Origin of the sequence: Flavobacterium sp. (assembly GCF_035456225.1) — a bacterium.
In the GTDB taxonomy this organism is placed as follows: Bacteria; Bacteroidota; Bacteroidia; order Flavobacteriales; family Flavobacteriaceae; genus Flavobacterium.
Window position 1 is genome coordinate 1 of sequence record NZ_DATIDM010000087.1, and the last position, 18,481, is coordinate 18,481.

14 protein-coding genes and 1 tRNA gene are annotated in these 18,481 nt (G+C 40.0%); 11 read left to right on the top strand and 4 right to left on the bottom strand.

Annotated elements, in window-relative coordinates:
- The coding region (locus VLB74_RS05070; RefSeq protein ID WP_325202375.1) for a T9SS sorting signal type C domain-containing protein at nt 1-1,591 on the top strand (1,591 nt) is incomplete at its 5' end.
- A gap of 162 nt (nt 1,592-1,753) precedes the next feature.
- The gene (locus VLB74_RS05075; RefSeq protein WP_325202376.1) at nt 1,754-5,815 is read left to right on the top strand and encodes a reprolysin-like metallopeptidase; all 4,062 of its coding nucleotides are present in this window, start codon (nt 1,754-1,756) and stop codon (nt 5,813-5,815) included.
- Nucleotides 5,816-5,881: 66 nt separating this feature from the next.
- On the opposite strand, the gene VLB74_RS05080 is transcribed toward VLB74_RS05075, so the two are convergent.
- The 3 genes from VLB74_RS05080 to VLB74_RS05090 all read right to left on the bottom strand — a co-directional run bounded on the left by VLB74_RS05080 (nt 5,882) and on the right by VLB74_RS05090 (nt 8,293).
- Nucleotides 5,882-6,751, bottom strand: a complete 870-nt coding sequence (locus tag VLB74_RS05080) for a cupin-like domain-containing protein (protein ID WP_325202377.1) — start codon at nt 6,749-6,751, stop codon at nt 5,882-5,884.
- Nucleotides 6,752-6,861: 110 nt separating this feature from the next.
- Entirely contained in the window at nt 6,862-7,962 is a 1,101-nt protein-coding gene (gene bioB / locus VLB74_RS05085; RefSeq protein ID WP_325202378.1) for a biotin synthase BioB, read from the bottom strand.
- Between the two features lie 251 nt (nt 7,963-8,213).
- A tRNA-Leu gene (locus VLB74_RS05090) sits at nt 8,214-8,293 on the bottom strand.
- Between the two features lie 263 nt (nt 8,294-8,556).
- Here VLB74_RS05090 and VLB74_RS05095 point away from each other — a divergent pair.
- From VLB74_RS05095 to VLB74_RS05115, 5 genes are all read left to right on the top strand, one after another.
- Complete coding sequence (locus VLB74_RS05095; protein ID WP_325202379.1) at nt 8,557-9,498, top strand: ribose-phosphate pyrophosphokinase; 942 nt, start codon at nt 8,557-8,559, stop codon at nt 9,496-9,498.
- 28 nt (nt 9,499-9,526) lie between these two features.
- The gene (locus VLB74_RS05100; RefSeq protein WP_325202380.1) at nt 9,527-10,135 is read left to right on the top strand and encodes a 50S ribosomal protein L25/general stress protein Ctc; all 609 of its coding nucleotides are present in this window, start codon (nt 9,527-9,529) and stop codon (nt 10,133-10,135) included.
- Between the two features lie 359 nt (nt 10,136-10,494).
- Nucleotides 10,495-11,109, top strand: coding sequence for an aminoacyl-tRNA hydrolase (gene pth / locus VLB74_RS05105; protein WP_325202388.1), 615 nt, complete (start codon nt 10,495-10,497; stop codon nt 11,107-11,109).
- Between the two features lie 364 nt (nt 11,110-11,473).
- Nucleotides 11,474-12,067, top strand: coding sequence for a hypothetical protein (locus VLB74_RS05110; RefSeq protein ID WP_325202381.1), 594 nt, complete (start codon nt 11,474-11,476; stop codon nt 12,065-12,067).
- 237 nt (nt 12,068-12,304) lie between these two features.
- Nucleotides 12,305-12,916 carry a hypothetical protein gene (locus VLB74_RS05115; RefSeq protein WP_325202382.1) on the top strand — a complete coding sequence of 204 codons (612 nt, stop codon included), beginning with the start codon at nt 12,305-12,307 and terminating at the stop codon, nt 12,914-12,916.
- Nucleotides 12,917-12,971: 55 nt separating this feature from the next.
- Here VLB74_RS05115 and VLB74_RS05120 read toward each other — a convergent pair whose 3' ends face one another.
- Nucleotides 12,972-14,210 carry an NAD(P)/FAD-dependent oxidoreductase gene (locus tag VLB74_RS05120; RefSeq protein ID WP_325202383.1) on the bottom strand — a complete coding sequence of 413 codons (1,239 nt, stop codon included), beginning with the start codon at nt 14,208-14,210 and terminating at the stop codon, nt 12,972-12,974.
- Nucleotides 14,211-14,326: 116 nt separating this feature from the next.
- On the opposite strand from VLB74_RS05120, the gene flxA reads away from it, so the two are divergent.
- The 4 genes from flxA to VLB74_RS05140 form a co-directional block, all read left to right on the top strand.
- Nucleotides 14,327-15,847 carry a flexirubin biosynthesis tyrosine ammonia-lyase FlxA gene (flxA, locus tag VLB74_RS05125; protein ID WP_325202384.1) on the top strand — a complete coding sequence of 507 codons (1,521 nt, stop codon included), beginning with the start codon at nt 14,327-14,329 and terminating at the stop codon, nt 15,845-15,847.
- Nucleotides 15,848-15,871: 24 nt separating this feature from the next.
- Nucleotides 15,872-16,987 (top strand): WG repeat-containing protein, encoded by a 1,116-nt coding sequence (locus VLB74_RS05130; RefSeq protein ID WP_325202385.1) that lies wholly within the window; start codon nt 15,872-15,874, stop codon nt 16,985-16,987.
- 6 nt (nt 16,988-16,993) lie between these two features.
- On the top strand, nt 16,994-17,725 hold the full coding sequence (flxB, locus tag VLB74_RS05135; protein ID WP_325202386.1) for a flexirubin biosynthesis SDR family reductase FlxB: 732 nt from the start codon (nt 16,994-16,996) through the stop codon (nt 17,723-17,725).
- Between the two features lie 73 nt (nt 17,726-17,798).
- On the top strand, nt 17,799-18,481 hold a 683-nt coding region (locus tag VLB74_RS05140), incomplete at its 3' end, for a beta-ketoacyl-[acyl-carrier-protein] synthase family protein (protein WP_325202387.1).

The following is an 18,481-nucleotide window of genomic DNA, read 5'->3' on the forward strand; positions in this document are numbered from 1 at the left end:
AAATTATGATACTGCGCTAAACGGTGATTTCGAATGTTGCAGTTTGACCATTAACAACACTTTTACCCTTGATATTAAAGATACCGATTATGTTGTTATCCAGAATGATTTAACGGTTAATGGAACTCTTGAAGTTCAAAACCAAGGTTCTTTAGTAATGATCAGTGATACAGGTGTAGTTACCAACAACGGAACAACGAACGTTCGTAAAATGAGTACGTTGTTTGATCTTTATGATTATACTTTCTGGTCTTCGCCGATTGTAAGTGCACCGATAAGCGTGTTCAGTCAGTGGCAGACCAATTACATTTTTAAATTAAGCACCGCTAACTTCAGGGATGATAATGTCGATTCGCATGATGATAACCAGGATGCCTGGGTTTTCACACCACAAGCAGAAATAATGTCTCCGGGAAGAGGGTATGCAGCAATGGGTAAAATCGCCCAGACTTTCCCGGCACAACAGGCTTCAGTGTATAGCGGAGCGGTAAATAACGGTGTGATTACCCAACCTATAGCGTTGAGTCTTGACAATACCAAGGCAAATGACGATTTTAACCTGGTAGGGAATCCATATCCTTCCGCCATCAGTGCCGATGCGTTCATTACAGCCAATCTGGATATTTCGGGAACATTATATTTCTGGACACACGAAGGTGATATTCAGGTAGCGGCCATCAATCCAGGTCCGCAAGCCTATAATTTTAGCCCGGCTGACTTTGCTTATTATAATTTAGTCGGAGGTACCAGAGCCGGTCAACTTTCCGGGAACGGAAACAGTAATATCCCTAACGGATTCATTGCGTCAGGGCAGGGGTTCCAGGTAGATGCGAATGCGGCTACTTCGGTGACTTTTAATAACAGCATGAGAGGTATAATGTATACTAATACGAATTTCTATAGAACAACTTCGGGTCAGGTTGAAAAAGACCGACTATGGCTGAATTTAACCAATTCAGAAGGTATTTTTAGCCAGCAGTTGATTGGGTTCTTCCCGAATGCGACCATGGGTATAGATAGAGGGTATGACGGTTATTATACCCAAACCCCAACTTATGCCGCTTTCTATTCCATGATTGAGGATAAACCTTATAAAATTCAGGGAAGAAGTTCTTTTGATGTAAACGACAGAGTTCCGTTGGGATTCCGTTCAGCTTATGAGAAAACGTATTCGATTTCAATCGATGACATACAAGGGGTACTTCGCGACCAGAATGTTTACATCGAAGATTTACAGCTGAATGTTATTCATGATCTGAAAGCGTCAAACTATATCTTCTCTACACCAGCCGGTGAGTTTAACAACCGCTTTGTGTTACGTTTCACCAACACGACACTTGGTACTACCGATTTTGACACTGTTGGAAATTCAGTTGTGGTTTACACCAATGACGGAATTAATATCACTTCCTCTTCAGAAAAAATAAAAGAAGTTACGGTTTACGACATGTTAGGACGTTTGATTGGAGAAGTGAAGAACGGTGACAGTACTTCACTTAAAATAAATAACGTGAAGCCTGCCCAGGCCGCTTTAATAGTTAAGGTGGTTCTTGAAAACGGTTCAACAGTTTCCAAAAAAGTGATTTACTAGGCAATAGTAGAATTAAATATCTTAAAAAAGCATCAGTATTAGATTTCTGATGCTTTTTTGTTTTTAAATACAAAATGTTATTTTTTGATATATTTTTTGGTAATTTGTTATAAAAGTCATAGTATTGCGTCACCCTAACCAAAAAACTAACATTTCCCAAAAATGAGAAAAAATCTGCTGATTGCATTAGTGCAGTTAACAGCGTTTTCCCTGTTTGCTCAAGAGGAATCGCTTTGGAAAGCCATTCAGCAACCTGCTTTCCATAATAATGAATTACTTGCCAAAGCAGATTTGCCCAACGCATATAAACTTTTCAATTTAAACCTCCCTGAATTTCAAGCCGCATTACGTAAGGTAACGGAAAATAAAATTCCCGGTAACGAAGTGTTGGTTTTATTTCCGAATGATGAAGGCGATCTGGAGCGTTTTCGTGTTCATGAAGCATCGGTAATGGCGCCTGATCTTCAGGAACAGTTTCCAACAACACGTTCATTTGCTGGTGTCAGCGTGGAAAATCCCGGCACCATTATCCGATTTAGTGTTTCCAATGAAAAAGGATTCAGCGGACTCATCAAAACAGCAGACAGAGGAACCATCATAATCGATCCTTTAGAAAGAAATGCACAAACCTATATTGTTTTCAACAGAAAAAACAATCCTAAAAACAATTCGCCTTTTGCCTGTTCTACAGATGAAGCAATGTTGTTTGAAAACAGCAACAATAAGAGTGTATTGAATAATGCCGACGATGCCCAATTGCGAAGGTTTCGACTTGCCATGTCGTGTACAGGAGAATATACTGCTTTTCACGGCGGAACAGTCGCCGGAGCAATGGCAGCCATTAATGCAACGGTAACCCGTGTCAATGGTGTTTTTGAAAATGATTTCAACGTGCGGCTGATCTTAATAGGAACAAATGCAAACGTAGTGTATACGAATGCGGCAACGGATCCGTATTCCGACGCTGCAACAGGAGCCGGAGGCGCCTGGAATGGCGAATTGCAATCGACTTTAACATCAGTGATAGGGGAAGCTAATTATGATGTTGGCCATCTCTTCGGGGCTACCGGAGGGGGAGGAAATGCAGGTTGTATCGGTTGTGTTTGTGTAAACGGTCAAAAAGGAAGCGGTTATACTTCTCCGGCAGACGGAATTCCGCAAGGCGATAATTTCGATATTGATTATGTGGCCCACGAATTAGGGCATCAGTTTGGAGCGAATCACACATTTACACATGCAACACAGGTTGCCGTAGCGCAATTGGAACCCGGCAGCGGAAGCACTATCATGGGGTATGCGGGAATTACAGGAGCCACAGATGTTCAGCAACACAGTGATGCTTATTTTCACGCCATCAGTATACAGCAGGTTACCAATAATGTCAAAGGAAAAGGCTGTCCGACGCTTCTTGTCACTGGAAATGCTGTGCCTACGGCTAATGCAGGCGCAGATAAAACTCTGCCAATAGGAACTGCCTTCAAGTTGATGGGAAGTGGCACCGATGCTAATGGATTGGCTTCATTGACGTATTGTTGGGAGCAGATGGATATTGGCGATGCGACTACAACGTATCCGAATACCACAAAAGTGACAGGGCCTAATTTCCGTTCGTTCAGTCCAACGGCCAGTCCGATGCGAAGGTTTCCAAGACTTGCGGATCACGTGGCGAACGGTGTGGGAGGTAATATGTGGGAAATTGTTCCCGGTGTCGACCGAACGCTTAATTTCCGTTTTACGGTAAGGGATAACAGATCCGGAGGCGCATGCAATGAAAGTGATAACATGACTGTCTTTTTTGATAATGCCTATGGGCCTTTTTCGGTCACGTCACAAAATACATCCGGGATTAGTTGGGCTATTGGCAGTACGCAAAGCATAAGCTGGTCTGTAAACAACACTACTGCTTTGACGGGATCTGCCAATGTGAATATTTTACTTTCCACCGATGGGGGAGTGACATTTCCAATCACATTGCTGGCCAATACGCCAAACGACGGAACACAAACGATTACTGTTCCCGATATTCTTTCCACGAATTGCCGATTGCTGATTGAACCGACAGGGAATGACTATTACGCGATTAATACGATGCCATTCGCAATAGGATATTCGATTACTACAACATGTACCGATTACACTTATAATACAAGTTTTACGATTCCGGATAACAATACCGCGTATACCGTAAAGTCAATTAATGTTCCAACAAATTTGTCTGTTACGGATGTGAATTTGAGAGTAGTGCTGAATCATTCGTATGTGTCGGATCTGCAAATCGCTTTGGTTGATCCCAACGGAACCAATCAGATTAACGTTTTCAACAGAAGCTGTACAAACAACGATAACATGAACGTGCTTTTTGATGATCAGGGGGTTGCCATGGTTTGTGCATCACCGATTAATGGAACTTATCTTCCGTCCCAGGCATTGTCGGTTTACAACGGAACAAATCCACAGGGCAATTGGTTGGTCGGAATCCGTGATTTAGGTGCGGCCGATGTGGGAACCGTTTCTTCCTACACACTTACAATTTGTTCTAAAACTTACACCGAACTTGCAGTGGCTTGTGGTGCTGTAACTTCAAATTGGAACGGGACTTCGTGGTCTAACGGAGCACCGAGTAAAAATACAGCGGTTACATTAAATGGTAATTATGATACACTGATAAATGGTAGTTTTACCTGTTGCAGTTTGGCGATTGCCAATGGGTCACTATTAAAAATAGGTAACAATTCCTATGTAAATATCATCAATGATTTGACTGTTAATGCAGGAGGAATTTTGGATGTGGATAATTCCGGTTCTCTAGTTATGGTAAACAATTCGGGAGTTGTTACCAATAACGGGACGTCTATTGTTCGTAAAACATCTTCGTTTTTTGATAATTATGATTATACGTTCTGGTCGTCACCTGTCCATAATTTGACAATCGGGGGTGCTTTGTCATCCTGGCAGCAAACCAATATTTTTAAATTGAATGCCGCCAATTATAGGGATGACAACAACGATTCTTATGACGATAACGGAGATGCATGGGTGTTCACTCCGCAAAGTGAAGTGATGATTGCCGGTAAAGGATATGCGGCGATGGCGAGTACCACAGGTGTTTTTCCGCGTCAGGACAATGTTCTGTTTAATGGAAAAGTCAATAATGGAATTATTACTATTCCTGTTAATTTAAGTCTGGACAATGTGAAGAATAATGACGATTTTAATCTGATCGGAAACCCCTATCCTTCCGCTATTAACGCCAATGATTTCATCGCTGCCAATGCAGGGGTGATTTCGGGGACACTTTATTTTTGGACACACGTTGGAAATTATAATGGATCAAATTACAGTCCGAATGATTTCGCTTATTACAATTTGTCTGGAGGAACGGCTACTTCGGCAACAGGGACAGGTAATACGTCACAGCCTAATGGTTTGATCGCTTCAGGGCAGGGTTTTCAGGTGGATGCATCGGTTAACGGGAATGTGGTTTTCAATAACGGCATGAGGAATTTGGGATACTCTAATTCCAATTTTTACCGTTCAACAGAAGAACCTCAAACGGAAAGAGACCGAATTTGGCTGAATCTGATCGCAGAGGATAACGTTTTCAGTCAGCAGTTAATCGGATTTTTTCCGGAGGCTACTTCCGGGGTTGATTATGGTTATGATGGTCAATACACCAAGACAAATACTTCGGCTGTTTTTTATTCCGTTATTGATGGTGAAGAATATAAAATTCAAGGAAGAGGCCCTTTTGATGTAAATGATGTTATTGCTTTGGGCTTTAGGTCCGAGATTGATAAAACGTATTCTGTTTCAATTGCTGATACTGAAGGGGTTTTGGAGAGCCAGAATATTTATGTGGAAGATAGGTTGTTGCATGTTGTTCATAATCTGAAAACTTCGGATTATGTTTTTTCTACAGCAGCAGGGGAGTTTAACAATCGGTTCGTGTTGCGTTTTACGAACGCTATATTGGGTAACGGCGATTTTGAAACCAACACGAATTCGGTTGCCGTTTTTGTCGATGGAGGCATTGCGATTACCTCTTCGTCAGAGAGGATTAAGGACGTTTTTGTTTATGACGTTTTAGGAAGACTGGTTGTGGAGAAAAGAGGGGTAGACCGTACCTCGGTTTCTTTGTCGAATGTGAGAGAAACAAAAGAAGTTCTTTTGGTTAAGGTGGTATTGGATAATGGACAAACCACTACTAAAAAAGTTTTGTATTAGTAATTCCTTTATTAATAAATTTTGGTTAGTAGAGAAATCCCGATGGTTTTGCCGTCGGGATTTTTATTACATGATGTTTAGTTTTTTGTGGGTGTTGACTATGGCCTTTTCGTTTTTATGATCGATCCATTGCTGACCTTTGTAACGACGCATCAGGTTATCGAAATTCCGCATTACAAAAATATTGTAAATAGCCTTGGAAAAATTGCTGAAACTTCTTGGTAGCGCCCTTAAACTCATCGAAAAACCTGGGGTGATGTATTTCATGTAATGCCAATATCCTTCCGGCATATAAAGCATTTCGCCGTGTTTCAGGTTGCATATAAGTCCTTGAGCATGTTGTAGTGCCGGCCATTTTTCGAAATCAGGATTGTCAAAATCAATGTCTTCCCTCGAAATCAAGGCATGTGGAACTTTGTACAGGTATTTCGTTTGATTGGGTTCAAAGAGGATACACTGTTTTTCTCCATGGAAGTGAAAATGCAGTATGTTGGGATAATCGATATCATAATGCATGAATACTTTGGAGTTTTCCCCGCCGAAGAAAAGCATTGGCAATTGTTTGATTATCTTTAAATCGGTATCAGGCCATTGGAAATCTTTTTGTAGCGATGGAATCTCTTTCATTATGTTGTAGGCAAAAATGCGGTAATTGGTCGGTTTCGATTGCAATAAATCGATGTAATCGCTCATTCTCATTTTGGCATGTGCCTGGTTGAAGCCTTCTTTATGTGAAACCGGCCGGTCATCATACAGCGGAATTATTTTTTCTCCCGCAACTGATTTGATGTAGTCAAGGTTCCATTTTTCGTAGGCAGGCCAATCCGTGGTTAATTGCTCAATAACAAGAGGCTTTTGTTTTTTAACATAATGGTTGTAAAAATCTTCTTTGGAAATGGTTTTTACACGATCAATTTCGGTTAACTGTAACTTCATGTTCGGCATTTAAATGGGTTTATAAAAAAAAAGCTCCCAGCGGTGGCTGGAAGCTAATTTAAGAAAAAACCTTTGTGTTTAGATAAAATATATTTTAGGGAATGCCTGGCTTATTCCTGCATTTCTTTTCCTTTTGCTTGCGCTTCCAGGTTTCTTTCGATTTTGTGTTCCGGACGAGACCATTTTGGCTTTTCGCCCAACGCCTGGAATTTAGAATCTTCCGCTTCCACAGTTTCCGGCTGCATCAGTTTAATGAACGGTTTCTGTGGTTGTAATCCTAACATTTCAAACATTTTCATGTCTTCGTTTACATCTGGGTTTGGAGTCGTTAACAGTTTGTCTCCGGCAAAAATAGAATTCGCACCAGCAAAGAAACACATCGCCTGTCCTTCTCTGGACATTTGCGTTCTTCCTGCAGAAAGACGAACCTGAGTTTCAGGCATAACGATACGCGTAGTAGCGACCATACGGATCATTTCCCAGATTTCAACCGGTTTTTCGTCTTCCATCGGTGTTCCTTCAACGGCCACCAATGCGTTGATCGGCACGGATTCCGGTTGCGGGTTTAATGTAGACAAAGCTACCAGCATTCCTGCACGGTCTTCGATGCTTTCCCCCATTCCGATGATTCCGCCGCTACATACCGTAACGTTTGTTTTACGAACGTTTTCGATGGTTTGCAAACGGTCTTCAAATCCGCGGGTTGAAATAACTTCTTTATAATATTCTTCCGATGTGTCTAAATTGTGATTGTAAGCATACAAGCCGGCTTCTGCCAAACGTTGTGCCTGATTTTCGGTCAACATTCCCAAAGTACAACACACTTCCATGTCCAGTTTGTTGATGGTACGCACCATTTCCAATACCTGGTCAAACTCCGGTCCGTCTTTCACATTTCTCCAGGCAGCACCCATACAAACGCGGGAAGACCCTCCTGATTTTGCTCTTAAAGCCTGTGCTTTTACTTGTGAAACCGACATTAGGTCGTTGCCTTCAACATTGGTATGATAACGGGCTGCCTGTGGGCAATATCCACAATCTTCCGGGCAACCACCCGTTTTGATAGATAATAAAGTGGAAACCTGAACCACATTTGGGTCGTGATTTACCCTGTGGATTGAAGCTGCTTCGAAAAGCAAATCCATTAAAGGTTTGTTGTATATGGCAATAATTTCTTCCTTCGTCCAGTTGTGTCTTGTTGTTGTACTCATGCTACATTTTTTGATGTGTCAAAAATAGGCAATTCGAAACGAAGTAAAAAATTTTGTTGAAGCCTGATTTGTACGAACATAAATCTCCCCTTCAATGAAAAGGTCTGCATCGTTTGGCAGTGGTTGTTTTTTTAATGAATTGTTTGTTTTTGAAGTAGGTACCGCAGCAGAAAAGATTACGGTGCCGAAAAAGCTTACGTAATAATGTAAGGGATGAAAATAAAAAAACCTCTCATTGTTGAGAGGTTTAGTACCCGGAGTGGGAATCGAACCCACACACCTAAGTACACGAGTTTGAGTCGTGCGCGTCTACCAATTCCGCCATCCGGGCTTCGGACTGAGAGGCTTTTAAAGGCGTCCCGGCAATTGATTGTTTCAATCTGGGTGCAAATGTAAATAAAAATTATTCAAACATTCAAATATAACTTGAAAAAATATCTGAAAAAATTGCTTTCAGAGTTGAATTTAATTTCTAAATTTGCACCGCGTTACAGCAACACAACACTAACTAACTACAACCTAGACATTTATATTGGGTTTTTGATGTAAACAGAACCACAGTATAAACGAATCGGATAAAAACAACGAATTAAGATGACGCATATTGAACCGGAAGCAAAGATATTTGCATGTTCACAAAGCACTTACCTTGCTGAAAAAATAGCAAAGCACTATGGTGCGGAACTTGGTAAGGTAACCTTTTCAACCTATAGTGATGGCGAGTTTCAGCCGTCATTTGAAGAGTCAATCCGCGGATTGCGAGTGTTTTTGATCTGTTCGACATTTCCAAGCGCCGACAATTTGATGGAGCTTTTGTTGATGATCGATGCAGCGAAAAGAGCTTCGGCAAGACATATTACAGCGGTTATCCCATATTTCGGATGGGCGCGTCAGGACAGAAAAGACAAACCTAGAGTTCCGATAGGGGCGAAATTGGTTGCTAAATTATTGGAAAGTGCAGGAGCTACAAGAATCATGACCATGGATTTGCATGCGGATCAGATTCAGGGATTCTTCGAAAAACCGGTAGACCACCTGTTTGCATCGACAATTTTCTTGCCATACGTGGAAAGTTTAAATTTAGAGAATCTTACCATTGCGTCACCAGACATGGGTGGTTCAAAAAGAGCGTATGCATATTCTAAATTCTTGGAATCAGATGTAGTAATCTGTTACAAGCAAAGAAAAGCAGCCAACGTAATCGATACGATGGAACTAATCGGAGATGTTCGCGGCAGAAACGTAATTTTGGTAGACGATATGATCGATACTGGGGGAACGTTGGCAAAAGCAGCCGATATGATGATGGAAAGAGGAGCGTTAAGCGTGAGAGCGATTTGTACGCATGCGATTTTATCCGGTGAGGCATATGAAAGAATTGAAAACTCGAAGATTCTGGAATTAATCGTAACTGATTCAATTCCGTTGAAACGAGAAAGCACTAAGATAAAGGCGGTAAGCTGTGCGCCATTGTTTGCAGAAGTAATGCACATGGTACAGAACAACAACTCTATCAGTAGCAAATTTTTAATGTAGTATTTTATTAATTTTTTAAATAGTTCAAATGAAATCAATTACGATTAAAGGATCAGAAAGAGAAAGCGTAGGAAAGGCTTCAACGAAAGCGGTACGTAATGCTGGAATGGTTCCTTGCGTTATATACGGAGGAGATCAGCCAGTACATTTTTCAGCAGAAGAAAAAGCATTCAAAAGCTTGGTTTACACTCCAAACGTACACACTGTTGTAGTTGAATTGGAAGGTGGAAAAACTTTCAACGCTATTCTTCAGGACATTCAGGTTCACCCTGTGTCTGACAAAATTTTACACATCGATTTCTATCAGTTACATGATGACAAAGAAATCACTATGGAAGTACCGGTTAAAGTTACAGGAACTTCTCCAGGTGTATTATTAGGAGGTGTTTTACGTCTTAACCAACGTAAACTTAAAGTTAGAGCTTTACCAGCTAACTTACCTGACTTCGTTGAGGCTGACATTACTCCTCTTGAAATGGGTAACAAATTGTATGTGACTAAAATCCCTACAAACAACTTCAGATTATTACACCCGGACAACACTGTAGTGTGTCAGGTGAGAATCTCACGTGCTGCTATGAAAGCTGCTCAAGAAGCTGCAAAAGCAGAAAAAGGTGGAGGAAAAAAGAAAAAATAATTTCAATTTTTCGAAATATCAAAGAGTCCCGGTTTTTATCGGGACTTTTTTTTTGGTTTTTTTAGAAGTGTTATTTTACCGCAGATTCGCAGATTTTTAATGTTTTTTAATTTGCGAATCTGCGGTTAATTTATTTTATCAGAAGCGAATGGTCCGGCTACTCTCGGGGATCCCTGTTCCCGCTTTCCGTTCTACTTCGTGCCACTCCAATCGGGGCTATGGGAGAATGGTATTGCCTTTTTGCAAACATTTTCAAATTTTCAAATTAACCAATTTTCAAATTGTTGTACTTTTGCGCCATGAAGTGGCTGACACAATTATTTAAAAAAGAAAAACCCGTTACAGATACTATCGATCCCATGAAATCGGAGATTCTGGGAACGCCACAAAAAAATTTAAACGAAGTGAGTAAAAAGTTTTTAATTGTAGGTTTAGGCAATATAGGCGCCGAATATGTAAACACCCGACACAATATCGGATTTAAAGTGGTGGATCATCTGGCTAAACAGGAAAGCGTTTCTTTCGAAACCGTAAAGTTGGGTGCGCTGGCCGAATGTAAAATCAAAGGCAGAACGCTATTGTTGCTAAAGCCGAATACCTACATGAACTTGAGTGGGAAAGCGCTTCAGTACTGGATGGAAAAAGAAAAAATCGCCAAAGAAAACGTATTAGTTATCACCGACGATCTGAACCTGCCCTTCGGAACCATCCGAATAAAACCCAAAGGCAGCGACGGAGGCCATAACGGTTTGAAAAGCATCCAGCAGACATTAAATTCAGCAGATTATCCCCGTTTTCGTTTCGGGATCAGCGACGAATTCAAAAAAGGAAAGCAGGTGGACTATGTATTGGGAGAATGGGATGATCAGGAAAAAGAGAAGCTGCCGGAGCGTTTGGATAAGTCGGCGGAAGCAGTCAAGTCCTTTACCTTGACCGGTTTAGGAAATACCATGAGTGAGTTTAACGGAAAGTAAATCCAATATAAAAATTTTTTTTTACACTTTTTTGTGCCCCCTACCGTGTGGAACAAGTGTCATACATAATGCATTAGTCAACGGATGACACAGGTTAAACGGATTGGAATAGATTTTTTGACGTAAACCGAAAGATTTGATATAAATCACTATCTGTTTTAAAATCATTTTGGATTTAATTTGTGTAAATCAGTTCAATCCATATGATCTGTGTGCTAATTTTAGATGTGTCCACATGATGGTTAATTCCCTGGGGTTTTTAATTTATAAATCTTTCGTATGAAATTTCGGAAGATTTTTTTTAATTAAAAAACTACATACGAACTATTATTATATTTTTGCCCAGATTTTGAAAACTTAACTTATGAAAAAAATAGCAATGATTGCCTTGCTGCTGGTATCGGTAGTAACTATGGCCCAAACAAAAAGAATTCTTTCGGGTGACTTTAAAAATTTAAAAGGGATAACAGAATTCAATTTGGTATTTGATTATACTAATCTGAAAGTCGATAAGTTCGAAACTGAAGAGGAGTTTTTGCAGGATAAAATGAAGAAAAGGGAAGAAAAAGGGACTGATGAAGAGTTTAAAAGAACCTGGTTTTCAGATAGGGAAGAAAGATATGAGCCTAAATTTGTTGAGTCTTTCAACAAAAGATTTGATGGAGAGATCAAAGCAGCTAAAAATTTAACTTCGGCAAAATATATTGTAAAAAAAAAAACCCTTTGGATTTATCCCGGATATAATGTAGGTGTGGTGAGACAGTCGTCAAAATTGAATGCAATTATTACAATTACAGAGGTTGGAAATCCGGATAATATATTGTTGTCTGTTGGTTATTCAAAGGTTTTGGGTAGCGGAGCAGGAGGTTTCGACTATAATTCGGGTTATCGGATTTCAGAAGCCTATGCTAAATTGGCAAAAGAGTTTGCATCAGAATTAAAGAAGGTAAATAAATAAGTTTTCTTCAATAAAAAAACCGGATTCTTCCGGTTTTTTGAATTTTAAATGAATTATTATAATGACAAAATCAATTCAGGATGTAAGATAAACACATAGAAAGGATAACTTCTTCTTAATTAGTGTTTTATATCTGATTGAAAAATTAAGTGGGGCTGAATTTGTAATGCCGGAGGAATAGTTGGTTAAAAGGAGAATAAAATATTATATATTTACTAAAATATTAAATTACAATTTATGAAAAAAGTATTGGTTGCTGGGTTTATGCTTGTCTCGGCTTTTGCAATGTCACAGGATATGGATGTGACTAAAGGTGATTTTAGTTTCTTAAAAGATCAAAAAGAAATCAATGTAGAGTTTACTTACAACAATTTGAAATTGATGAAAGACAACCTTACGGATGAACAGTATGTTTCTGAAAGAGTTGCTGATTTAAACAAAAAAGGCACGGGAACCGGTGATAACTGGAAAAAGAAATGGTATGCCAGTCGAGATTTGTTATTTGAAACAAAATTTTTGGAATTGGTAAACGTTGTTCTTACAAAAGAGAAAAAAAACGTGACTTTCCAGGAAGATTTAAAGAGCGCAAAATATACTTTAATTGTTGATGCGGTTTGGATCTATCCGGGATACAATGTGGTTATGGCGAAGCATGGGGCTAAAGTTTCCACTGTTTTAAGATTTGTTGAAACAGCTAACCCTAACAATGTAGTGTTGGAAATTAAAAGTGATGAAGCTCCTGGAGATGTCTTCGGTGGTTCTTTCAGCAACGAAGACAGAATTGGTGAAGGGTATGCCAAAACAGGGAAGTCATTGGCCAAGATGTTAATAAAAAAGAAAGGCGTATAATAGGATTGCTTCTTTAATAAATAAAAAAACCCGGATTCTTCCGGGTTTTTTATTTTTACTCTTTTTCAAGATTTAAAAGGTAAGCCATGTTTTTGATTACGCTGTCGTGTTTCTTTACAAATGGGTTTTCCTGATCCCAGACATAACCGGCTAAAACCGCACATATTTTTTTCTTAACATCCGGATTTTCAGGTTGGTGGAAAAATAAAGTCTGCAGGTTTCCGGTATACCATTCTTTTACATAGGTAGTGAAAACACCGATCCCGCTTTTCATGTATTCTGTGAATTCAGTTTCCCAATCGATTTTTTCACCTTTAAGCTGACGGTGAACTAATTTGGCGGATAACATTCCGGATTCCGTGGCAAAAGCTACTCCGGAAGAGAAAACAGGGTCCAAAAACTCCGAGCTGTTTCCGGTCAAAGCAAATCCGTCACCATACATTTTCTTTACCGAACGGGAATAATTTTCCAATTTTACCGGCTCAAACAAAAATTCCACATCGCCAAAACGTTTGATGTAATAATCGGATAGTTGGATTGCATTTTTAAGGGCTTCTGCATTGTCTTTGTTTTCCGAAAGTGAATTGATGAATTCAGTAGGGCCAACCACTCCTAAACTGGTATTTCCGTTTGAGAAAGGAATTACCCATAACCATACCTCTGTTTCAAGGATGTCAAAAGAAATCTGCGTGCCTTCAACGCCTTCCGGACGGTTAGTATCTTTTACATGGACAAATATAGAAGAATGCGGATCTAATTTGGAAGGCGTATCCAAATCCAGTAAACGCGGCAATACACGGCCATATCCGCTGGAATCAATGATGAATTTTGCGTGAATTTCCTTGATAGTGCCATCTTTGTCTTTAACAGTGGTCACAGAATCGCTTCCGTTGAATTTTACATCCAGTACTTCGCTTTCAAACTCCAGATCGATTCCTTTTCGGATTACTTCTTGAGCCAAAGTGTTGTCGAAATCAGCTCTGGGTACCTGCCAGGTCCAGTCCCAACCTTCAGAGAATTTGTCGCTGAAGTCAAAAACGCAGATTTCTTCCCCACGGATGAAACGCGCTCCCAGTTTTTTCTCGAAATTCATGGCATCCAGCGCAGGAAATAAACCTGCCTCATCAAAGTGATCCATTACTCTTGGGATAAGGCTTTCTCCTACTACCAGTCGTGGAAATTTTGTCTTTTCGACAATCTTGACTTTTGTCCCGTTATTGTGTAAATAAGATGCTGAAACACAGCCTGAAGGGCCGGCTCCAATAACGAGTACATCTACGAATTCCTGTTTCATATTTTTTCTTTTTTCTTTTTAAGAATATGTTACCTTTGCAAGTGTTCAAAAGTAAATACATAAATTCAATTATTAAATAAAATTGCTTATATATTTAAGCAAAAAAATAACCTTAAATGAGTACTATAAACGAATATTTAAGCCTGAAAGAATTCGCTGGGATCGTGTTTGAAAACAATAAAGTTGATGTTAGCGATGCAGTGGTACACCGCGTAGAAGCCAGTTTTAATTTTTTAAAGGAATTTTCAGGAAATAAAGTGATTTATGGTGTGAATACCGGTTTCGGGCCAATGGCACAATACCGAATTAAGGATGAAGACAGATTACAATTACAATATAATTTAATCCGAAGCCATTCTTCGGGAACCGGAAAACCTTTGAGCCCAATTTGTGTAAAATCGGCAATTTTGGCTAGGTTGAACACACTTTCGTTGGGAAATTCCGGTGTGCATCCCTCGGTAATCCACTTAATGAAAGAATTTATCAACAGGGATATTACGCCGCTTATTTTTGAACATGGCGGAGTAGGAGCCAGTGGTGATTTGGTTCAGTTGGCTCATCTCGCTTTAACGCTGATTGGCGAAGGAGAAGTTTTTTATAAAGGAGAACGCAGAGCGACCAAAGAAGTTTTCGAACTGGAAAACCTTAAGCCGATCAATGTGGAAATCCGCGAAGGACTGGCTTTGATGAACGGAACATCCGTAATGACAGGAATCGGAATCGTGAACGTACATAATGCGGAAAAGGTTTTGGATTGGGCCATAAAATGTTCTTGCGCTATCAATGAAATCGTTCAGGCTTACGACGACCACTTGTCGGCTGAATTAAATAATACCAAACGCCACTTCGGTCAGCAGGAAATTGCCAAAAGAATGCGCGATAACCTTGCCGACAGTACTTTGGTAAGAAAAAGGGAAGATCACCTGTACACGGGAGAAAATACGGAAGAAGTGTTCAAGGAAAAGGTACAGGAATATTACTCGTTGCGATGTGTACCACAGATTTTAGGTCCGGTTTTAGACACTATAAATGCGGTGGCTGATGTAATGGAAAACGAAATCAATTCTGCTAATGATAACCCGATCGTAGATGTGAAGAACCAACACGTTTATCATGGAGGGAATTTCCATGGGGATTATATCTCATTGGAAATGGACAAACTGAAACTGGTTGTTGCTAAACTGACTATGTTGGCAGAGCGTCAGTTAAATTATTTGCTGAATTCCAAATTGAATGAAATTCTTCCTCCGTTTGTGAATTTGGGAACGTTAGGATTCAATTTCGGGATGCAGGGTGTTCAGTTTACGGCAACGTCAACCACGGCGGAAAGTCAGATGTTGTCCAATTCCATGTATGTGCACAGTATTCCGAACAACAATGACAATCAGGATATTGTAAGTATGGGAACCAATGCAGCGGTAATTACCGGAAAAGTAATTGAAAATGCGTTCGAGGTTTTGGCTATCGAATTAATAACGATTGTTCAGGCAATAGATGCTTTAGGATATAAGGATCAGGTTTCTTCGGTAACGAGAAAAATGTATGATGAAGTGCGAAATATCATTCAGGAATTCAAAGAAGATCAGGTAATGTATCCATTTGTACAACAAGTGAAGGATTATTTGATGGCAGAATAAATCGGCATTTAAAACCAATTAACTATGACGAAAAAACTACTTTTTTTACTTTTATTGTCCTTTCAGTTTGTTGCGGCTCAAGAATTGGCGTTGGTAAGACAGCAAGGCAAGTTCGGGTACATTTCCAAAACAGGGGAATTTGTTATTCAGCCCAAATTCAAAGTGGCCAAAAATTTCTCCGAAGGTTTGGCAGCTGCCGAAGAAAACGGTTTGTGGGGTTTTATTAATCTGAAGGGCGAATGGGTGATTAAGCCTTCTTTTTCGGATGCCAAATACTTTAACAGCGGAATTTGTGTAGTGAAAAAAGACGATCAGTGGTTCTATATCAATAAAAAAGGGGAAACCCTTACTATGCCGGCTTCGGAAAAAGTATTCGATTTCGAAGAAGGTGTAGCCTTCATTAAGCAGGGAGATAAAATCGGATTGATAAATACTAAAGGAGAGGTAGTTCTTCAGCCAACATATCAGATTATTAAGCCTTTCGAAGATGGTTTTGCCCGAGTAAAAAACAATGATAAATGGGGGATTATCGACAAAGCCGGAAAGGTAGTTGTTAATGCTGAATACGATGAAATAGGCAATTTCTTTAAAAATTCAACCTGGGCTGGTAAAGGTAAACAGTTTGGTTTGGTTACCGCGAATAAATTTACGGTTCTTGAAGGGGTAGATAAGATTTGGGATTTTGATTTTCAGTATGTTACTTATGCTCGAAAAAATGGTAAGATTGGGTTTGTTGACTTAAAAGGAAATTGGATTGTAGAACCTAAATTTGACAAGGCAAGAGCTTTTGTAAAAAATTTAGCGCCAATCTGCGAAGGTAAAAAATGGGGTTACATCAATATGAAGGGAGAATATGTGGTTAAGCCAATGTATGACGATGCAGAGATTTTCAGTACTGATGGATTGGCTCCCGTAAAAGAGAAAGAATGGGGTTTTATAGATGTTAACGGGAAAAAGGTTATCGAATCAAAATATCAGATAACAGCTGGAGGTTTTGCGAGTTTGTTCAGAAACAGAGAAAAAGGATTTCTAAATGGTATTGCCAGGGTTAAATCCGGAAAGCAATGGGGATTCATCAAAACAGACGGAAGTGTTTTAGGCGGACAATGGTATGAAAACGCCGAATTATTTCAAAAATAAATAACTATGAAATGTGCCCTAATCACAGGTGGTTCCCGTGGAATCGGAAGTGCCATCTGCCAAAAATTAGCCGAAATTAAAAAGTATCATATATTGATTAATTATCAGCATAATCAGGAAGCTGCCGAAAAAACTTTGGAAGAAGTGATTAAAAGAGGTACTACCGGTGAGATAATTAAATTCAATGTTTCCGATGCGGATGAGGTGAAAAACGCCTTAACTGCCTGGCAGGAAGCGAATCCGGATGCGGTGGTCGAAGTCATTGTAAACAATGCCGGAATCACACGCGACGGTTTGTTCATGTGGATGTCGCACGAGGATTGGAACAATGTGATAAACACCAGTCTGAATGGCTTCTTTAACGTGACGAATTTCTTCATCCAAAAAATGTTGCGCAATAAATATGGCCGTATTGTCAATATGGTTTCCGTGTCGGGGGTAAAAGGAACGGCAGGGCAAACGAATTATTCTGCTGCTAAAGGAGCTGTGGTTGCTGCCACTAAAGCGTTGGCACAAGAGGTGGCAAAACGAAATATAACGGTGAATGCCGTGGCACCGGGCTTTATCCGCACGGACATGACCAGCCAGCTCGATGAAAAAGAACTGATTAAAATGGTGCCGGCCAATCGTTTTGGAGAAGCCGAAGAAGTAGCCGAATTGGTGGGCTTCCTGGCATCCGATAAAGCAGGTTATATTACCGGAGAGGTTATTAATATTAACGGAGGAATTTATTCGTAACTATTCGGATAAACTGAAAATGAATTGTTTACAGGTTTTTAGCCTATATTTGGCTTCGTAGAAATAATAAAGAATGAGCAGAAGAGTAGTAATTACCGGAATGGGGATTTATTCCTGTATTGGAACTTCAATAGAAGAAGTGAGGCAATCGCTTTATGAAGGGAAGTCCGGAATAGTGTATGATGAGGAACGAAAGGAATTTGGTTTTCAGTCGGCCATAACAGGTATGGTCCCAAAACCGGATCTGAAAAGTATGTTGAGCCGTCGTCAGCGTATCAGCGTGGGTGAAGAAACCGAATATGCTTATATGGCTACCATTGAGGCATTGAAAAACGCTAAAATTGAAGAAAGCTATTTCGATGAGAACGAAGTGGGTATTCTGTACGGAAACGACAGTGTTTCCAAGGCGATTATCGAAGCTACAGATATCATACGCGAAAAGAAAGATACGGCATTAATAGGTTCCGGAGCGATTTTCAAATCGATGAACTCTACCGTGACCATGAATTTATCTACTATTTTCAGATTGCGCGGGGTGAATATGACCATCAGCGCAGCCTGTGCAAGCGGATCTCACGCAATAGGTCTCGGATTTTTGTTGATCCAAAACGGAATGCAGGACATGATTATTTGTGGTGGTGCCCAGGAAATCAACAAATACGCTATGGCCAGTTTCGACGGCTTGGGTGTTTTTTCTCCTAACGAAAATGAGCCTGCCAAAGCTTCCCGTCCTTTTGATTCAGCCCGAAACGGGTT

Bases quoted from the DNA above. Each gene is read 5' to 3' on its own strand.
- VLB74_RS05075 (WP_325202376.1), top strand. From the start codon at position 1,754: ATGAGAAAAAATCTGCTGATTGCATTAGTGCAGTTAACAGCGTTTTCC.
- VLB74_RS05080 (WP_325202377.1), bottom strand. From the start codon at position 6,751: ATGAAGTTACAGTTAACCGAAATTGATCGTGTAAAAACCATTTCCAAA.
- bioB (WP_325202378.1), bottom strand. From the start codon at position 7,962: ATGAGTACAACAACAAGACACAACTGGACGAAGGAAGAAATTATTGCC.
- VLB74_RS05095 (WP_325202379.1), top strand. From the start codon at position 8,557: ATGACGCATATTGAACCGGAAGCAAAGATATTTGCATGTTCACAAAGC.
- VLB74_RS05100 (WP_325202380.1), top strand. From the start codon at position 9,527: ATGAAATCAATTACGATTAAAGGATCAGAAAGAGAAAGCGTAGGAAAG.
- pth (WP_325202388.1), top strand. From the start codon at position 10,495: ATGAAATCGGAGATTCTGGGAACGCCACAAAAAAATTTAAACGAAGTG.
- VLB74_RS05110 (WP_325202381.1), top strand. From the start codon at position 11,474: ATGAAAAAAATAGCAATGATTGCCTTGCTGCTGGTATCGGTAGTAACT.
- VLB74_RS05115 (WP_325202382.1), top strand. From the start codon at position 12,305: ATGAAAAAAGTATTGGTTGCTGGGTTTATGCTTGTCTCGGCTTTTGCA.
- VLB74_RS05120 (WP_325202383.1), bottom strand. From the start codon at position 14,210: ATGAAACAGGAATTCGTAGATGTACTCGTTATTGGAGCCGGCCCTTCA.
- flxA (WP_325202384.1), top strand. From the start codon at position 14,327: ATGAGTACTATAAACGAATATTTAAGCCTGAAAGAATTCGCTGGGATC.
- VLB74_RS05130 (WP_325202385.1), top strand. From the start codon at position 15,872: ATGACGAAAAAACTACTTTTTTTACTTTTATTGTCCTTTCAGTTTGTT.
- flxB (WP_325202386.1), top strand. From the start codon at position 16,994: ATGAAATGTGCCCTAATCACAGGTGGTTCCCGTGGAATCGGAAGTGCC.